Origin of the sequence: Aeromonas dhakensis, assembly GCF_002285935.1 — a bacterium.
GTDB classification, from domain to species: Bacteria; Pseudomonadota; Gammaproteobacteria; order Enterobacterales; family Aeromonadaceae; genus Aeromonas; species Aeromonas dhakensis.
In genome coordinates this window covers 2,491,304-2,508,380 of the sequence record NZ_CP023141.1, presented here as the reverse complement: position 1 = coordinate 2,508,380, position 17,077 = coordinate 2,491,304, and the positions used below count along the sequence as shown (strand labels likewise).

Annotated in this window: 14 protein-coding genes, 3 tRNA genes and 1 pseudogene; 5 read left to right on the top strand and 13 right to left on the bottom strand. The window is 60.0% G+C overall.

All coding sequences use genetic code 11. The features are described from left to right. Positions 1-41 precede the first annotated feature (41 nt). Positions 42-653 carry a periplasmic diheme shuttle PdsA gene (pdsA, locus tag CK627_RS23160; RefSeq protein ID WP_095592438.1) on the bottom strand — a complete coding sequence of 204 codons (612 nt, stop codon included), beginning with the start codon at positions 651-653 and terminating at the stop codon, positions 42-44. 247 nt (positions 654-900) lie between these two features. Between pdsA and CK627_RS11990 the strand changes: the two genes are divergently transcribed. Genes CK627_RS11990 through CK627_RS11980 form a run of 3 tightly spaced genes read left to right on the top strand, consistent with a single transcriptional unit; the run spans position 901 to position 6,046 of the window. Beyond that, a complete protein-coding gene (locus CK627_RS11990; protein ID WP_095592437.1) occupies positions 901-3,015 on the top strand; it encodes an OmcA/MtrC family decaheme c-type cytochrome in 2,115 nt (704 codons plus the stop codon). Positions 3,016-3,071: 56 nt separating this feature from the next. Next, the gene (locus CK627_RS11985; RefSeq protein ID WP_095592436.1) at positions 3,072-4,043 is read left to right on the top strand and encodes a DmsE family decaheme c-type cytochrome; all 972 of its coding nucleotides are present in this window, start codon (positions 3,072-3,074) and stop codon (positions 4,041-4,043) included. Positions 4,044-4,054: 11 nt separating this feature from the next. Next, positions 4,055-6,046, top strand: a complete 1,992-nt coding sequence (locus CK627_RS11980; RefSeq protein ID WP_095592435.1) for an MtrB/PioB family decaheme-associated outer membrane protein — start codon at positions 4,055-4,057, stop codon at positions 6,044-6,046. A gap of 284 nt (positions 6,047-6,330) precedes the next feature. Here the strand turns inward: CK627_RS11980 and CK627_RS11975 are convergent, their stop codons facing one another. Then, positions 6,331-6,693, bottom strand: a complete 363-nt coding sequence (locus CK627_RS11975; RefSeq protein ID WP_095592434.1) for a DUF7079 family protein — start codon at positions 6,691-6,693, stop codon at positions 6,331-6,333. A gap of 95 nt (positions 6,694-6,788) precedes the next feature. Between CK627_RS11975 and CK627_RS11970 the strand changes: the two are divergent. Continuing rightward, positions 6,789-6,992: pseudogene (locus CK627_RS11970) on the top strand (hypothetical protein); the annotation flags it as partial. Positions 6,993-7,044: 52 nt separating this feature from the next. Here the strand turns inward: CK627_RS11970 and CK627_RS11965 are convergent. Continuing rightward, positions 7,045-7,578 carry a hypothetical protein gene (locus CK627_RS11965; RefSeq protein WP_095592432.1) on the bottom strand — a complete coding sequence of 178 codons (534 nt, stop codon included), beginning with the start codon at positions 7,576-7,578 and terminating at the stop codon, positions 7,045-7,047. Positions 7,579-7,918: 340 nt separating this feature from the next. On the opposite strand from CK627_RS11965, the gene CK627_RS22600 reads away from it, so the two are divergent. Continuing rightward, on the top strand, positions 7,919-8,719 hold the full coding sequence (locus CK627_RS22600; RefSeq protein WP_147323350.1) for a PA3715 family protein: 801 nt from the start codon (positions 7,919-7,921) through the stop codon (positions 8,717-8,719). A gap of 201 nt (positions 8,720-8,920) precedes the next feature. On the opposite strand, the gene CK627_RS11960 is transcribed toward CK627_RS22600, so the two are convergent. The 10 genes from CK627_RS11960 to msbA all read right to left on the bottom strand — a co-directional run bounded on the left by CK627_RS11960 (position 8,921) and on the right by msbA (position 16,996). After that, positions 8,921-9,007: transfer RNA gene (locus CK627_RS11960), tRNA-Leu, on the bottom strand. Positions 9,008-9,048: 41 nt separating this feature from the next. Further along, positions 9,049-9,122, bottom strand: a tRNA-Cys gene (locus tag CK627_RS11955). Between the two features lie 34 nt (positions 9,123-9,156). After that, positions 9,157-9,232: transfer RNA gene (locus CK627_RS11950), tRNA-Gly, on the bottom strand. 179 nt (positions 9,233-9,411) lie between these two features. Beyond that, on the bottom strand, positions 9,412-9,966 hold the full coding sequence (pgsA, locus tag CK627_RS11945; RefSeq protein WP_010633516.1) for a CDP-diacylglycerol--glycerol-3-phosphate 3-phosphatidyltransferase: 555 nt from the start codon (positions 9,964-9,966) through the stop codon (positions 9,412-9,414). Between the two features lie 302 nt (positions 9,967-10,268). Beyond that, positions 10,269-12,119: an excinuclease ABC subunit UvrC gene (gene uvrC, locus CK627_RS11940; protein ID WP_095592431.1), complete on the bottom strand. Its 1,851-nt coding sequence runs from the start codon at positions 12,117-12,119 to the stop codon at positions 10,269-10,271. A gap of 188 nt (positions 12,120-12,307) precedes the next feature. Further along, positions 12,308-12,952, bottom strand: a complete 645-nt coding sequence (gene uvrY, locus CK627_RS11935) for a UvrY/SirA/GacA family response regulator transcription factor (protein WP_005302696.1) — start codon at positions 12,950-12,952, stop codon at positions 12,308-12,310. Positions 12,953-13,164: 212 nt separating this feature from the next. Beyond that, entirely contained in the window at positions 13,165-13,917 is a 753-nt protein-coding gene (gene kdsB / locus CK627_RS11930; protein WP_010633514.1) for a 3-deoxy-manno-octulosonate cytidylyltransferase, read from the bottom strand. After that, positions 13,914-14,102 carry a Trm112 family protein gene (locus CK627_RS11925; protein ID WP_005302702.1) on the bottom strand — a complete coding sequence of 63 codons (189 nt, stop codon included), beginning with the start codon at positions 14,100-14,102 and terminating at the stop codon, positions 13,914-13,916. The genes kdsB and CK627_RS11925 overlap by 4 nt, the downstream gene beginning before the upstream one ends. Positions 14,103-14,225: 123 nt before the next feature. Further along, positions 14,226-15,227, bottom strand: coding sequence for a tetraacyldisaccharide 4'-kinase (gene lpxK, locus CK627_RS11920; RefSeq protein WP_095592430.1), 1,002 nt, complete (start codon positions 15,225-15,227; stop codon positions 14,226-14,228). Then, a complete protein-coding gene (msbA, locus tag CK627_RS11915) occupies positions 15,227-16,996 on the bottom strand; it encodes a lipid A ABC transporter ATP-binding protein/permease MsbA (protein WP_005302704.1) in 1,770 nt (589 codons plus the stop codon). The genes lpxK and msbA overlap by 1 nt, the downstream gene beginning before the upstream one ends. Between the last annotated feature and the right edge of the window lie 81 nt (positions 16,997-17,077).

Below are 17,077 nucleotides of genomic sequence, written 5' to 3'. Positions count from 1 at the left end.
CCAGAAGCGGGGTGGCTGCGTCAACGGGAGGGGCTGCGACGTTACTGCTGGCTTGCGTAGTACTCGGCCAGCGCCTTGAGGTCGGAATCACTCATGGCGATGATGGCCTTGTTCATCTTCTCGTCGTTGCTGCGCTTGCCGGCCTTGAACTCCTGCAGGGAGGTCAGCAGATAACCCTTGGGCTGGCCGGCGAGGATGGAGGCCTCGTCTTCGGCCACCGAGCCGCCTTCGGAGTGGCACTTCTTGCAGCCGGAGTCGTCGTGCAGTTTCTGCCCTGCCTTGGCCAGCGCCGCATCGAACGGCTGCTTCATCGGCTGGTAGGGCAACTCGGCATAGTGCGCCGCCAACTCGTCGATCTGCTCGTCGCTAAGGCCCTTAACAATGTCGGTCATGTTCCCCTTCTTGCTGGTATCACCGGTGACATGATTAACGGTCTTGGCTGGCCGGCCGTCGAGGTAGGTGCGCAACTGCTCGGCAAGATTTGATTCTGCCAATCCTGCGATGGTTGGAATATCGTTCTGGGTGCTGATCCCCTGATTTCCATGACATGAGTTACATGTATCCACCAATGAGTCCAGGCTGGCATGTGCAGTGCCAATAGAGCCCAAAATCAGCGACAGTCCCACTATTTCCAGCTTCATACTGCGTTTCATTTCTCATCCCTCTTCCAGAAAAGGTCTATAAACCCCAGTTAAAAAAGACATTTTTATAATCCAGGTTGATTTTCGATCCGTTTTTGAGACTTAGATCAACGCCCTCTAATATATAAACCTTACAATTAAGATGGAAATGATTTATACCGTATTCAGTCCTCTTTTGACCCTTAAGTAGTATCTTTTTGGGAATTTTTTGAGCTGGCTCATATATGGAACAATAAGTCCGATAAAAAAGGATAAAAGAATGAAATACTGGAAAGTATTGGTGGCTGCAGCAATGGTGTTCACCCTCTCCTCCTGCGGGGGCGGCGGTGATGGCAACGACAAGACGGACCAACCGCCCCCTCCGCCGGGAACACCGGATTCGCTGGTGATCTCGGCCTCCACCCCGCAACTTGGCGAGAGCGGTCAGCTCTCGGTGCAGTTCAAGGTCACCGACAAGCAAGGCAAGGGCTATGACCTGGGTACCACCCTCCCCTCCTTCACCCTGGCCAAGGTGATCCCCGGCCGTGACGCCACGCGGGAAGACCCCGTGATCTGGAAGAGCTTCATCTACAGCACCCGCAACAACCGCCCCACCGGCGAGAACGGCGGCAAGCTCGAAGCCCTCGGCAATGGCCAGTACCGCTACACTTTCTCCTTCAATGCCACCACGGTGCGCGACCCTTATCCGAGCGATTCGCAGGACAACAACGGTTTGATCCGCTGGGATGAGGCAACGACTCACCGCCTCGGCATCTACTTTGGCGGCAGCAACGACATTCCGGTCACCGACTACGTGCTGGACTGGGTACCAGCCGGCACGCCGCCGCTGCTGACCCGCGACATCCTGGAGCAGCAGAGCTGCGACAGCTGCCACATGAAGCAGCCGATTCACCACAGCAACCGGGCCGATCCCAAGCTCTGTGTCACCTGCCACAACGAGAGCGTGCCCGGCAGCGGACGGGGCGATCTGACTACCCTGGTGCACAAGCTGCACGGCAACCTAGATGCGACCGCCACCAAGCTGGTGAGCCACTTCCCACAGGATCCGCGCAACTGCGACACCTGCCACAAGGGCGTCACCCCGACCACCCCGGATGCCAACAACTGGCAGCACGCCCAGGAGAAACCCTGCGGCGCCTGCCACGCGGACTCCACCACGGCGACCGGCTACATCAGCCACATCAACGGCAAGATCAGCAGCGGCACCCTCTGTACCCAGTGCCACGCCGAGACGCCCGGTAACACCAAGTCCCCCAGCAGTGTGCACATGGGCTACCTCGCCAACGAGGCCGCCGGTCGCGACAAGCTGGTGTTCAAGTTTGACGACGTGCGCTACGCCGCGCCCAACATCGAGGTCGAGCTGACCGTGACCGCCAACGGCACGCCGGTCGAGACCATGGACGGGGTGCTCAAGTACATCAAGTACGGCGATCTGGCCAAGGCTCCCTACGTACTGGTCAACTGGGATCAGGGCAGCGGCTTCGAACTGGGCTACACCAACCCGCAGACCTTCGTTGCCGGCAACAAGATTGACTTCACCCAGTGCGAAAGCCAGGGCGGCGGCAGCTTCCTGTGCCGCAAAGAGGTGGGTAACGAGGTGACCGGCACCCTGGCGGCCACGGTCGCCGAGTTGCAGGTGTGCGTGGCCCGCAAGGCGGATCGCAACGGAGCCTTCGCCGCCGGGGATCTGCTCCCCTGCAGTAGCACCGCCAGCGCCCTCTCCTACGTGGCCATCAACCCGGTCAAGGCCTACTTCCGGGCCGAAGGCGGGGTGGACGGCAGCTATGTGCTCAAGGCAGGCGCGGATCTGGCCTCCTGCAACGGCTGTCACAAGGATCTGGCAGTCCACACCGAGGGCAACGCGGGCTCGGCCCACGCCTCCAAGGACTTCGCCCAGTGCACCAGCTGTCACAACGCCACCCGCACCTCCTTCTATGCGGGTGTGCCGGGGGATCTGAAGTACCACGTGCACTCCTTCCACGCCTTCGGCTCCCATCGCAGCGGTGATGCCACCTTCCCGGGCAAGCTGAACAACTGCGAGTCCTGCCACACCAAGGGTCAGTACAACCTGCCCAACCAGCAGAACGAACGACCCTCGCTGGTGGCGACCACGGCAGACAACAAACAGCCCAGGTTCTTCAGTCCGACCCTGGTGGTCTGCGCCAGCTGCCACCTCACGTCGCCGCTGGGGCTGGTCAAGCCGGACAGCCCGGTCGCCGGGGATGAGTGGGCCACCCACATGAAGAACAACGGCGCCATCTTTGGTGCAGAGACGATAGAGGCCGCCACCGGAGTTGAACAGTGCGCCTCCTGCCATGCCGTCGGGCAGGAGCAGGGCGTCGACAAGGTTCACAAGGTGTATGACTTCCGTTGAGACCACCAGGCCGGGGGGATGCCTCCCCCCGGCCCTTTGCCGTTGAAGGACACGATATGAAAAGAATCACCCCGCAGTGGCTCCTGGCGGGTTTGCTGGCACTCGGTTGCCTGCCGGTCTGGGCCAAGAGCGATGCCCAGCCGGCGGCCGATGCCGATCCGCGCCTGCAGGTCGAGGCCACCCTCGACCAGAAATTCGACCAGGGCAAATACTCCCCCAAGGGGGCCGATACCTGCCTCAAGTGCCACGATGCCGACTCGCGCAAACCCGCCACCGGCATCTTCCACAATGTGCACGGCAACCTCGGCAACCAGAACGGGCCGATGGCCGACAAACAGTGTGAAGCCTGCCACGGCCCCGCCGGCAACCACCCGCGCAATCCCCGCAAGGGACAGCAGCGGGAACCCATGATCACCTTCGGCCCCGACTCGCCGGTACCGGTGGAGAAACAGAACAGCGTCTGCCTCTCCTGCCACACCGATACCCAGCGGATGGGCTGGCATGCCAGTGCTCACGCGGTGGAGGATCTCTCCTGCACCAGCTGCCACAGCCTGCACCAGGTCAAGGATCCGGTGATGGACAGCAAGCTGCAGGTGGAGACCTGTACCAGCTGCCACGCCCAGCAAAAGGCTGATCTGCACAAGCGCACCAGCCACCCCATTCTCAATGGCGAGCTGCCCTGCTCCAGTTGCCACAACCCGCACCAGTCGCAGAACGAGGCCAGCCTCAAGCAGCCCAGCCTCAACGAGAGCTGCTACGAGTGTCACGCCGAGAAACGGGGCCCCTTCCTGTGGGAACACGAACCGGTGACCGAGGATTGCTCCCTCTGCCACAGCCCGCACGGCTCCATCAACCAGGCGCTGCTCAACAAGCGGGTGCCCCAGCTGTGCCAGGAGTGCCACAGCGTGCCCCATGCCAACGTCTCCATCCCCGAGGGGGATCTCAAGGTGCGTGGCGGCAGTTGCCTGAACTGTCATAACCAGATCCACGGGACCAACCATCCCAACGGTCAATCACTGCGGCGCTGAGGAGAGAAGTCATGAAATACTCAACACTTTGGCTCTCCCTGTTGGCGGTCTGCTCGGCCCAGGCGGCCGAGGAGCCGCTGGCAGTCGGGGATTACGCCCTGCAGCAGAGCAAACCGGCCAAGACCGAACGCTGGAGCTGCAAGTCTTGCGAGCGCGATGAGGGCTGGTTTGGCGAGGTGGGGCTGGGTGCCGGCTATGCCAACGACGATGGCGCCACCCGCTTTCGCAACTGGGTGCCCAGCCAGCAGGACAGCGGCATGCTCGGCATCTTCAACGCCGACCTGCAATACCGGGGAGAAGGCTCCCGCTACGGCAGCTTGGAGGTGAAAAACCTCGGCATGGAGCGCTTCAGCCTGGCGACCGAACAGGGCCACTACGACGGCATGCGCGCCCGGCTGGGCTACTCGGAGTCCCCCTTCTACTGGAACAGCCACGGCCGTAGCGTCTATCAGCCGGGCGAGAGCCCGCTGACCCAGGGGTCGCTGGCCGAGTTTGACAAGGAGGTGGTGCGCAAGAAGCTGACCGCCGGGCTCGCTTATACCCCGAAGAGCCCGTGGCGCCCCTACGCCGATTTTTCGCATGAGAAAAAAGAGGCCACCCTCGCCTACTACCAGTCGAGCGTGCCCGGCATCGGCAGCGGGCCAGGCCTCTTGCCCAAGCCCGTCGACGGCAGCTCGACCACCCTGGTCAAGAGCGGCGTCAGCTACCTGGGAGAAGGCTGGCTGGTCGATCTCGCCTACCACGGCTCCCTCTACCGTACCGATGACACGGCGCTCTACTATGGCAGCGTCACCGATCCTTACGCCAACGAGCGCGCCTACGAGCCGGACAACAACTTCCACCAGCTGAGCCTCTCTGGCCAGTACAACTGGGACCGGCAGAGCCTGACCGGCCGCGTGCTCACCAGCCAGGCCACCTCCAACGGCAGCCTGACCGCGTTTCGCAACGCCCCCATCACCCAGGATGACTTCCACGGCGAGGTAAGCACCCTGCAGGCCGATGCCAAGTGGGTAGGCCGCTTTGGCCGGGATCTCACCCTGCGCGCCGGCGGCGAGTATCGGGACCGCAAGGACAAGTCCGATGAATACGCGGTGGTCGGCAAGCAGCGCGGCAAGAGCGATCGCACTCGCAGCAAGGCGGATCTGGCGGCCGACTACCGGCTCAGCCGCTCGGTCAAGCTCACCACCGGCTATCAGTACAAAGCCGATCAGCGCGAGCAGGCCGACCGGCAGGACACCGACGAGCACACCCTGTTCCTCAAGGGGCGCTACCGCCCGGCCGGGGCGCTGCAACTGGGCGGCAAGCTCGCCTGGAGCACCCGCGACGGCTCGGACTGGCGCCACGACAGTGCCGCTGGCAACGGCAGCCCGACCCTGCGCCAGTTCTATCTGGCAGACAGGGACAGGGTCGAATTCAGGGGGGATCTCGGCTATCAGTTCAGCGAGGGGATGGATGCCCGCCTCGAAGGGTGGTGGGCCAGGGATGACTACAAGGAGCCGGACATAGGGCGCAGCGAGGGCAAGGATTATGGCATCGACCTGACCCTCAACCAGCAGTTCGACGACAACCTGAGCGGTCACCTGTTCAGCAACCTGCAGTGGATCAGCTCCAGCCAGAACCACGCCTACACAGGCGCGCCGGACTGGGATCCCTACAGCACGGCGGTGCGCGACGAGATCACCACCCTCGGGCTCGGGCTCACCCAGAAGAAGGCGTTTGACCGGGATCTCGAGCTCGGGCTCGATTACAGCTTCGCCTATGGCCGCGGCAAGACCGACGCCAGCAAGGGCTATGACTACCCGGATCTCACCAGCAAGCAGCACCGGCTGGAAGGCTACGCCCTCTATCAGCTCACCAAGCAGCATTCGCTGCGCTGGGATGTGCGCTACGAATACTTCCAGGACGTGGATTACCTCTACACCGGCGAAGAGCGCAACCTCGGCAACCTGAACCAGGACTACAACGGCTACTTCACCGCCGTCTCCTGGCTCTACAAGTTCTAAGGGCACGATTACGTGCCGGATAAGGGCAGACACCCTGTGTTGCCAGCCCAATAAAGAGGGGAGCCCAGGCTCCCCTCTTTCATGTCAAACCCACCAGCCTGCGTGACAGGCCATCAATGACAGGGTGTGAACACCAGCACCATGTCAACACTTCCCCAGCCAAGCCAAATCACATGTGGACATTGATGAAAAAACATTTAAATAAAGATCAATGAGTTAAAAACAATCAGCAGCCCCCAATGACCATAAATCGAAATTTTTATCGCCACTCTCTGTCATTACTTTTATTCCTTTTCGACCAGCAGCACCGACAGCCTGCGCCACTCTTCGGCAAACCGCTGCCTCAGATAAAACTGCCTGAGCATGATGAACCATTTCTTGGCAAACCCGGCCTTGGCCTCTCTTGCTCGCAAGCACTGGATCTCCGCCCAAAGCGAATCACGTTCAAAGCCGGTCCAGATCGGTGGCACGGGCGTCAGGGTGTTGGTGTAACAAACCGGCGCCACCCATTCGAACAAGACCATCTCGACGTGGGCAACGGGAAAGCCCCGTGCCACCTGAGCGATCAACTCGAAATCGACCTCATTATCGACAAAGAGATCGGACAGCGCTTCACACAGATCAGTGTCTGCCAATGACTGGGCCACTCGCCAACGCCTCCCAAGACGGTATCTAATCAAGTTACACCACAGACACCAAGGAGGTTCAAGCTAATCGATGCACCGGGTCATCCACTGCCCCCCTAACCGGTGGCGCTCTCCCCCTGGCAAGTCGGGGTAACATGAGCCAAACCAAGACGAGGGCTCTGGTCGAGGGAGGCCGACTGCGCCGGGCGGTTGCCGGCGAGCTGCAACACCTGGAGGCACCCCGTTCGTGGATGGGGACCGAGAGCGCGAACATCTTCCAACTGCTGCTACAGCTGATGAACGTGGTGGAGCAGTTGGCCGGCCAGCTATCCCCCATCATCGAATAAAACAAAGGGCCTTTAAGGCCCCCTTTCATTTTTGCTCAAACATCTCTTTGTTTAACTTCTCTTTCAGTGCTTCCAAAGAGAGTCTGTCTAACGCATGGTCCAGTTTCATAAGTCCATGTGCTTCACAATTTTGAGAATAGATCTCCTTGCCAAATCGCCAGCTCGTCTGTTTGACGTAGCACTGCTCCCATCCCAAACGTTCAATATTCGACATGCTGACTTTTTGTGTCAGCAGTCCCAAACCAGCAGCTATAACAATCAAGGAGACGACGAAGATCACCCGCCTCTTAACCGCTTTTGAGGAAAGGTCTGGCTCAGGCATATCCCGAGAAAGTATCAGCTTTCCACCGGCATATAGCATGAAAGGGGCCGCTAGTAGGCTAACGAAGATAGCGAACCATCCCCGCCAGTCATTCATTCGCAACGGATCTGCCGGTGTAAGTGCTTGCAGGTCCATGAATTCAGAACCAAACACCATGGCCATCCAAAGGCCACCTATTCCGAGTAATGCGACAACCAATCCACTGGCTCGCATCTGCCATGAGATCTGCCCAGTCATTCAAACTTTGCCTTAACCGCTTGTTTCATCATTTCTGAAAGCTCGGCGTTTTCATTGGTCAAGTCGATAAGTTTACCAGCAACCATCGTTACCAAAACGAGTTGCAGTAACGGAAAAGCTCATAATTTTTTGTCTCAGACGATTAGCGTAATGAGGGTAGATTTGATAACTGAAACCAAAAAAGATCCTAATGAGTTTCAACACTCTCCCCCTCCTACGATCGTGGGCTCTGTTCGTCCAAATGGTACCGACTCGAACACCCCCCAAAATATTGTTACAGTGCCAGCCTGCATAAAAACCTCAACCACCAATATGCTTCTTTAGCGGGGAGAAAGTGATAGTGAGAACAAAATCACTCGCGTGGAAAGTGAGTGCATCAATATCCACGCTGTTGCTACAAGGGATTAGTTTTGGCACATGGGCTGACGGAGAACAAGTTTGCTCTTCAGAACAACTAGCAGCTATCAAGGCAAGTTTGCCTTCAGGCACCGAACTGACTGCCGGCGCATGTAAGACGTTACCAAACCAGCCAGAAGTGACATTGACTTCCTACATTTTCCCAGATAGTGCAGATCACCATGATGAAATGTCTCTACCTACGAGTATCTGGCGAGTAGAACTCATTTCCCAAGGGAAAGTACAACAGCGGTTTGAGGAGACTATTGAAGAAGATGCCAGTATAAGAATTGGAAGCGCCAGTATATGGCTCGACACAGCTCCTTACCTACTGGCCAAAGGAGAACGGGCCTTTGGCGTAAGATTGGATATCGGCTATGGCCCCTCCTGTGCTGACGGTTTTAGCTCCAGATTCTTACATCTATTCAGACTACATAATGGAACTCTTCTACGCGTAATTAACGGCGCCCCTATGCTGCACACCTACATCCGAAAAGGCGTGCCTTGCTCACCAGGAAAAATTGACTTAGAACGAGGAATTTCCTACATCCAAGTCCTGCCAGGGATGTCTAACGGGCTGCACGATCTGAGAGTAGTAACCAAAGCGAAAACAGAGACCATAGAGCAGGATGGTACCTCTCAAACCTCCAGTCAGAGAACATTGAGCACCACGCTGCGCTTCAATGGCCATGAATACCCGGTTGGAGAATGGAATAACTTACCAAGCAAGGAGTGGTGGAAGTAATCGGCCATCCCCTGCCCCACACGGTAAATTCCTCGGGTATATACAGAGCCCTATAAAAGCCTGCCTCCAGCAGGCTTTGTTGTTATGGCGCCATAGACTCGACACAATCGCTGTCGCCACTTTGGCGACATTTTGCAAAAAACAAAAAGGCCGCTATTGCTAGCGGCCTTTCGTAAGTCTTTGATTGCTTTATTCAATAACTGGTGCCCGAGGCCGGAATCGAACCGGCACGACGCGAACGTCGAGGGATTTTAAATCCCTTGTGTCTACCGATTTCACCACTCGGGCACCGCAATCGGTATCAAGCTCGCGTGGCGGGCTTGTCAATATGGAGGCACGTTCCGGAGTCGAACCGGACTAAACGGATTTGCAATCCGCTGCATAACCGCTTTGCTAACGCGCCATGCAAAAGAGAGAAACTCTCTATTGTCTGAATTTGGAGCGGGAAACGAGACTCGAACTCGCGACCCCGACCTTGGCAAGGTCGTGCTCTACCAACTGAGCTATTCCCGCATCGGTCTGGCTGACTGCCTGACTACGAGGACGCATTCTAGCGATGTTCCTCGCCCAGTCAACCAAAAATGTTTAATACCCTGATCGTTCGAGTGTTTTTTGCCCTTTTCCTGCTTTTTCTGCACTCACGACCGTTTCCCCGCCCCAAGAACGGGGAAACGGACCTTTGTGTCGGCAGGTCAAAACCGGGAGTGATAGCTGAGATCGCCCCAGGCGGCCTTCATGTACTGGAACATGGACCAGAAGGTGAGCACGGTGGCCACATAGAGCAGCACATAGGCCAGCCACACCATCCAGATGTCGTACTGCCAGATGAGACCGGTGAGCGACACCATCTGGATCATGGTCTTCCACTTGCCGATCCAGCTGACCGCCACCGAGGAGCGCTTGCCAAGTTCGGCCATCCACTCGCGCAGGGCGGAGATGATGATCTCGCGGCCAATCATGGTCATGGCAGGAATGGTCACCCAGATGGTGTTGTAGTGCTCGACGATCACCACCAGCGCCGCCGCCACCATGATCTTGTCGGCCACCGGATCGAGGAAGGCACCGAAGGCGGTGGATTGATTCAGCTTGCGGGCCAGGTAGCCGTCAAACCAGTCGGTCGCCGCTGCCAGGATGAAGACGATGGCCGCCGCCAGATAGGACCACTGGTAGGGAAGGTAGAACAGGATGACGAAGACGGGAATGAGCAAGATCCGAAAAAACGTCAGCAGATTAGGAATATTTGTCATTATTTTCAGCCACTTCTTGTATGCCGCTACATGGTAGCCCCAAGCCGATCACGGATGCAACCGGACAGGCGCCCGCCTTGGTCTATTAATCCATCAACAACCTCAGGATGCGTGCCATTATGGCATTTGCGGCCCCCCGGCGTCACGGCTCTTGTGTGTCTGGATCCTGCAGGGGATGAACCCGGGGTGAATGATGCACTTCAACTCACCCCTTGCCGATATCCCAGGCGACAGCCCCTGCTCGCCGTCTGGACAAACAGGGGCTGCATGGAGGGGTATTCCCCCTTCTCGGCTACCAATGGCTAGAGAGAGTGCAGGGCATCGTGGATGGACTGGGCCAGCTCCTGGCTGATGCCGGGCACCTTGGCAAGCTCCTCCACCCCGGCTTTTTTCACCTCCTGCAGACCGCCCAGGTACTTGAGCAGCGCCTGCCGCCGTTTCGGCCCCACCCCCGGAATATCCTCCAAAGTACTGGTGGTGCGGGCCTTCGCCCGTCTGGCGCGGTGGCCAGTGATGGCAAAACGGTGGGATTCATCGCGGATGTGCTGGATGAGGTGCAGGGCGGGCATGTCCGCCGGTAAATGCAGCTCTTCGTGACTCTCCCCCAGGATCAGGGTCTCCAGCCCCGCCTTGCGGGTCACCCCCTTGGCAATGCCCACCAGCAGCGGATATTTGCCCCCCAGAAACTCCAGCTGACGAGCCAGGATCTCCTCTGCGCGGCGCAGCTGGCCGAGGCCGCCGTCGATAAACAGCACGTCCGGCACCTTGTCCGGCTCCTGCTGCTTGCCAAAGCGCCGCTCCAGCGCCTGCTCCATGGCCGCATAGTCATCGCCGCCGGTGATGCCGTCGATGTTGAAGCGACGATATTCCGATGAGAGCGGCCCCTCCCGGTTGAACACCACGCAGGATGCCACGGTGCGCTCCCCCATGGTGTGGGAGATATCGAAGCACTCCATGCGGGCGATGGGACGCTCCAGCTCCAGCAGCTCCTCCAGCTGGTCGTAGCGGGCGGTGGTGGTGCTCTTGTGGGCGAGCCGCGAGCGCAGCGCGGTCTGGGCGTTGATGGAGGCAAGCTTGATGAAGCGGGCCCGCTCGGCGCGGGTACGGCTCACCACCCGCACCTTGTAACCGGCGGTCTGGCTCAGGGTCTCGGCGATGACGTTCTCGTCTTCCAGCGCCACGTCGAGCAGCACCTCGCTCGGGATCTGCCGCCCTCCCTGCCCCGACAGATAGAACTGCAGCAGGAAGGATTGCACCACCTCGTCAAGCTGGGTATCGGCCGGCACTTTCGGGAAGTAACTGCGCGAACCCAGCACCTTGCCTTGGCGGATGAAGAGCACATGGATGCAGGCGGTCCCCTGCTCGAAGGCCACCCCCACCACGTCGAGCTCGTCCAGCACGTTACCGCTCACCGACTGCTGTTCGGTCACCCGGCGCAGCGCCTGGATCTGATCCCGGTAGCGGGCCGCCTCCTCAAAACGTAGATCACCGCTGGCGGACTCCATCTTGCCCACCAGCTCGCCTATCACCTGCTGGTTCTTGCCCGCCAGAAACAGCTTGGCCAGCTCCACCTGCTGGGCATACTCGGCCTCGCTCACCAGCCCGGCCACGCAGGGGCCGGCGCAGCGCTTGAGCTGGTAGAGCAGGCACGGGCGGCTGCGGTTGGCATAGACCGCATCCTCGCACTGGCGCACCGGGAAGATCTTCTGCATCAGGTGCAGGCTCTCGCGCACCGCACCGCCGGAGGGATACGGGCCGAAGTACTCCCCCTTCACCTTGCGGGCACCGCGATGGACGCCGATACGCGGGTGCTGATGGGCGGTGATGATGATCCAGGGGTAGGACTTGTCATCCCGCAGCAGCACGTTGTAGCGGGGCTGGTACTGCTTGATGAGGTTGTGCTCGAGGATCAGCGCCTCGGTCTCGGTGTGGGTGACCGTCACCTGCACGTCGGCGATCTGGCGCACCAGGGTGCGGGTCTTGATGCTGTCGACGTTGGCCCGAAAGTAGGAGGCGAGCCGTTTCTTCAGATCCTTGGCCTTGCCCACGTAGATGACGGTGCCGCCGCTGTCGTACATGCGATAGACACCGCTCTGATGGGTGACGACACTGAGAAACGCCTTGCTGTCGAAAAGAGGTTCAGAGGAAGTCATGCTGGCTCCGGCAACGGGGATCGAGGTGTTGGGTCTGGGATATCGCGGCAAGCGGAAGAACGAAAGAGAGGCTCATCGGCAACTCGGCTCAACGGATGAAAGCAGAAGACGGCACAGAGCATACTGCGCCAGGCCGGCAAAAAGCAAAAAGGCGGCACAGGCCGCCTTTGATGGCTACACGCCGCCCGTTACAGGGTATCGGCATCCAGCATGCCATAGCGAATGGCCAGATGGGTCAGCTCCACATCGCCATTGATGTTGAGCTTGCTGAACAGCCGATAGCGGTAGCTGTTGACCGTCTTCGGGCTCAGGTTGAGCTGCTCGGAAATATCGGTCACCTTCTGCCCCTTGGTGATCATCATCATGATCTGCAGCTCGCGCTCGGAGAGGGACTTGAAGGGGTTCTCGTCGGCCGAGGCAAACTGGCTCAGGGCCATCTGCTGGGCGATCTCCGGGGAGATGTAACGCTGACCGGAGTGGACCAGGCGAATGGCGTGGATCATCTCGTCCGGTGCGGCCCCCTTGGTGAGATAGCCGGCGGCACCCGCCTGCATCACCTTGGTCGGGAACGGATTTTCTGAATGAATGGTCAGCACTATGATGCGCACATCGGGTCGGATCCGCAGGATCTTGCGGGTTGCCTCCAGGCCGCCGATACCCGGCATGTTCATGTCCATCAGGATCACGTCGGGATGGTTCTGACGACAGAAAGTGACTGCGGTTTCCCCGCTCTGCGCCTCACCCACCACCTTGATCCCGCGGACATCTTCCAGAATGCGTCTTATCCCTGTACGCACCAACTCATGATCATCGACCAGGAATACATTAATCACCCAAACACCCCGTTTTTTATCTCGTTATATGCCAGTTAGGGTTAACACGGCGTCTTGCATCATAACCAAACTCGCCGATTTGGCAAACCATGGCCGGGAAAAGTTTGAAAGTGCTCATAAATGACGTTTGTAATCAAATAATTATGTAAAGATTAAACACAAAAAACGGCGCCCGCAGGCACCGTTCAGAGTCATTTTTGCTGTTGTCGGCATCAGTTCGCCAGCAGCGCACGCACCTTGTCCAGATCGGCCTGGGTATCTACCCCGACCGGCGGCGCCTCGAGGGCCTGGGCCACGTGGATCTTCTCCCCGTACCAGAGCACCCGCAGCTGCTCCAGCGCCTCTACTTGCTCGAGCGCGCTCGGCGCCCAGTCCACATAACGCTGGATGAAGCCGGCGCGATAGGCATAGATGCCGATGTGGCGCTGGTAGTGATCACCAATCTGCTCGCGGCTTGCGGCAAAACGATCACGATCCCACGGAATGGAGGCACGACTGAAGTAGAGGGCGTAGCCATCCTGGTCGGTCACCACCTTGACGGCGTTCGGGTTGAACGCTTCTTCGGCGTCCTGAATTGGCACCGACAGGGTCGCCATGGGCGCGCTGGCGGCGGCCAGGTTGTCCGCCACCTGACGGATAATGACCGGCGGAATGAGCGGTTCGTCCCCCTGCACGTTGACCACTATGGTGTCGGCGGCAAAACCGTAGTGACGGCACACTTCGGCCAGCCGCTCGGTACCGGACTGGTGATCCTTCGAGGTCATGCACACCTCGAATCCGGTCTGGCCGGCCAGCGCCTGCTGCACCCGCTCATCGTCGGTGGCGACGATCACCCGATCGGCGCCCGACTGCAGGGCCTTCTCCACCACGTGCTGCACCATGGGCTTGCCGTGGATGTCGGCCAGCGGCTTGCCCGGCAGCCGGGTGGAGGCGTAGCGGGCCGGGATGACGACGACGAAGCTCATGACGACAGCTCGTCGCTATTGAGCGGACGGGCGCGGTTCTCCAGCAGCACCGGGATCCCCTCCTCCAGCGGATAAGCCAGCTTGTCGAAACGGCAGACCAGCTCATGCACGGACTTGTTATAGTGCAGCTTGCCCTTGCAGACCGGGCAGGCAATGATGTCGAGCAACTTGATGTCCAAAGCCAAAACGATACTCCTTCAACGATGTCGCGCCGGCGGCTTAATCACGCCGACGATGGGTGTCGAACCAACCAGATGTTTCATGCGGGGCATGACAAGCCCCCTTCTCTCCCGCGCTGGCGAGCGAGATCAACCTTGTGCCTTGGTTGCGCCTTGCCCCTTCCCGCTCGCCCCCAGCTTGTGCAGCAGGGTATCGAGCAGGGAGGCGGGCAACTCGGCGCTGACCGGCAGATACCACCAGTTCTCGAGGGCAAAGGCGCGGCACTTGACCGCATCCTTCTCGGTCATCAGCAGCGGCTTGCCGGCAAAGCGGCCCACCAGCTCGTCCCGATCGAAGGGGTGGTGATCCCCGTAGGCCACCCGCTGATCCAGCTGGTAACCAAGCCCCTCGAGGGTGGCGAAGAAACGGGGCGGATGACCAATGCCCGCCAGCGCGTCAACCGACCCCGACAGGGGAGCAGCCAGCGGCGTATCGTCGCGCACTCGACGCGGGGCGTCGGCGACCAGTTGCATGGGGTACTCCCCCCGCCCCGGCTCGCCGCCGTTGCAGATGATGGCGTCCACCCGCTTGAGCCGGGTGACCGGCTCGCGCAGCGGTCCCATGGGCAGCAGGCAGGCGTTGCCGAAACGGCGCGCCCCGTCCACCACCACCAGCTCGATGTCACGGGCCAGCGCATAGTGCTGCAGGCCATCGTCGGTGATGATGATATCCACCTCACCGCTCTGCTCCAGCAGCCGTACCGCATCGGCCCGTTTCGGGGCAACCACCACCGGGCAGCCGCAGCGCCGGGCAATCAGTACCGGTTCATCACCGGCCTGCGCCGTGGTGCTGGCGGCATCGAGCCGGTACGGATAATGGGGCGCCTTGCCGCCATAGCCGCGGCTCACCACCCCGGGGCGATAGCCGCGGGCCTGCAACTGCTCCACCAGCCAGACCACTACCGGGGTCTTGCCGTTGCCACCCACCGAGATGTTGCCCACTACGATGACCGGCAAGGAGGCACGATAGCCCTTGCGCCAGCCGTGCCGATAGGCGTAGCGGCGGGTACCGCTGACAACGGCAAACAGCAGGGCAAAGGGGGCCAGCAACCAGCGCCAGCCACTCTTTGCATACCAGAGCCGCTCCAGCATCAGGCGTTGCCACCTGCGGTGGCATGACCGAACTGGATGGCGCGCAGCTGGGCATAGGTGCCCTGCTGGGCCATCAACGCCGCGTGGTTGCCGCGCTCGACGATATGGCCTTCATCGATCACCAGGATCTCGTCCGCCTTCTCGATGGTGGAGAGGCGGTGAGCGATCACCAGCGAGGTGCGCGCCTTGCACAGCTCGTCGATGGCCGCCTGGATGTGGCGCTCGGACTCGGTATCCAGCGCCGAGGTAGCCTCATCCAGCAGCAGCACGGGGGCATCGCGCAGCAGGGCGCGGGCGATGGCGATACGCTGACGCTGACCGCCGGAGAGCGACGCGCCGTTCTCGCCGACCACGGTGTCATAACCGTTGCTCATCTTGCTGACGAACTCGTCGGCGTGGGCGATGCGGGCCGCCTGCTTGATCTCGTCGAGGCTGTATTGCTCTTCCGCGGCGTAGGCGATGTTGCTCGCCACAGTGTCGTTGAACAGGTGCACGTGCTGGGAGACCAGGGCGTACTGCTTGCGCAGCTCGCTCAGGCGGTAATCACGGATATTGACGCCATCCAGCAGGATCTCCCCCTGCTCGATGTCGTAGAAGCGGGTCAGCAGGCTGGCGATGGTGCTCTTGCCAGAGCCTGAGCGCCCCACCAGGGCCACCGATTTGCCCGCCTCCACCTTGAAGCTGACGTTGTGCAGCGCCGGGGTGTCCTTGGTCGGGTAGGTGAAGGTGACGTTGCGAAACTCGATCTCGCCGCGGGCGCGCTCCAGGGTACGGGTACCGGTATCCTGCTCCGGCTCGGTATCGAGCAGGCCGAACAGGCTGTGGCAGGCGGTGATGGCGCGCTGGAACTGGTTGTTGACGTCGGTCAGGCTTTTCAGCGGCTTGAGCAGCATCATCATGGAGGTGATCATGACGGTGAAGGTACCGGCAGTCAGCTCGCTGCGCACACTGTCGATGGTGGCCACATAGAGGAAGGCCGCCAGCGCGATGGAGGCAACCATCTGCACCACCGGGCTGCCGATGGCATCGGCGGCAACCATCTTCATGGTCTGCTGGCGCATGTTGTTGCTGACCTTGAAGAAGCGCTTCTCCTCCACCTTCTGGCCGCCGAACATCAGCACCTCTTTGTGCCCCTTGAGCATCTGCTCGGTGGAGGTGGTGATGTCACCCACCGCCTGCTGGATGTGGCGGCTGATCTGACGGAAACGGCGGCTGATGAGACCGATGATGATGCCCACCACGGGCCCCACAACCAGGAAGATCACCGACAGCTGCCAGGAGTGCCAGAACATCAGGCCGAGCAGACCGATGACCGTCGCCCCTTCCCGCACCAAGGTGACCAGAGTGGTACTGGCGGCCGAGGAGACCTGACTCGCGTCATAGGTCACCTTGGAGAGCAGGTGACCGGTATTTTGGCGGTCGAAGAAGCTCATCGGCATCGCCACCATGTGGTTGAATACCTGCTGCTGCAGGCGCATCACCACGTGGTTGCCGACCCAGGCCATGCAGTAGTTGGAGAGGAAGTTGGCGACGCCGCGCAGGGCTACGATACCCAGCACGAAGAAGGGCATCCACTTGAGCACGGTCGGATCATTGCCGTTGATCCCCTTGTCGATCAGCGGCTTGATGGAATAGACGAAGGTGGTATCCACGGCGGCGTAGCCCAGCATGCCGATGATGCCGCCAATCAGGCCAAGCTTGCGGTCACGGACATAGCCGAGCAGACGCTTGAAGACAGGCCAGCTGTCTTGTGAGGTTTCTTGTTGCATGAATAGCCGTTAATAAGGGAAATGACGGGCTATTCTAGCCAAAGCGCAGGATTACACCAAGCATCGCCAGCGCATGCCCCT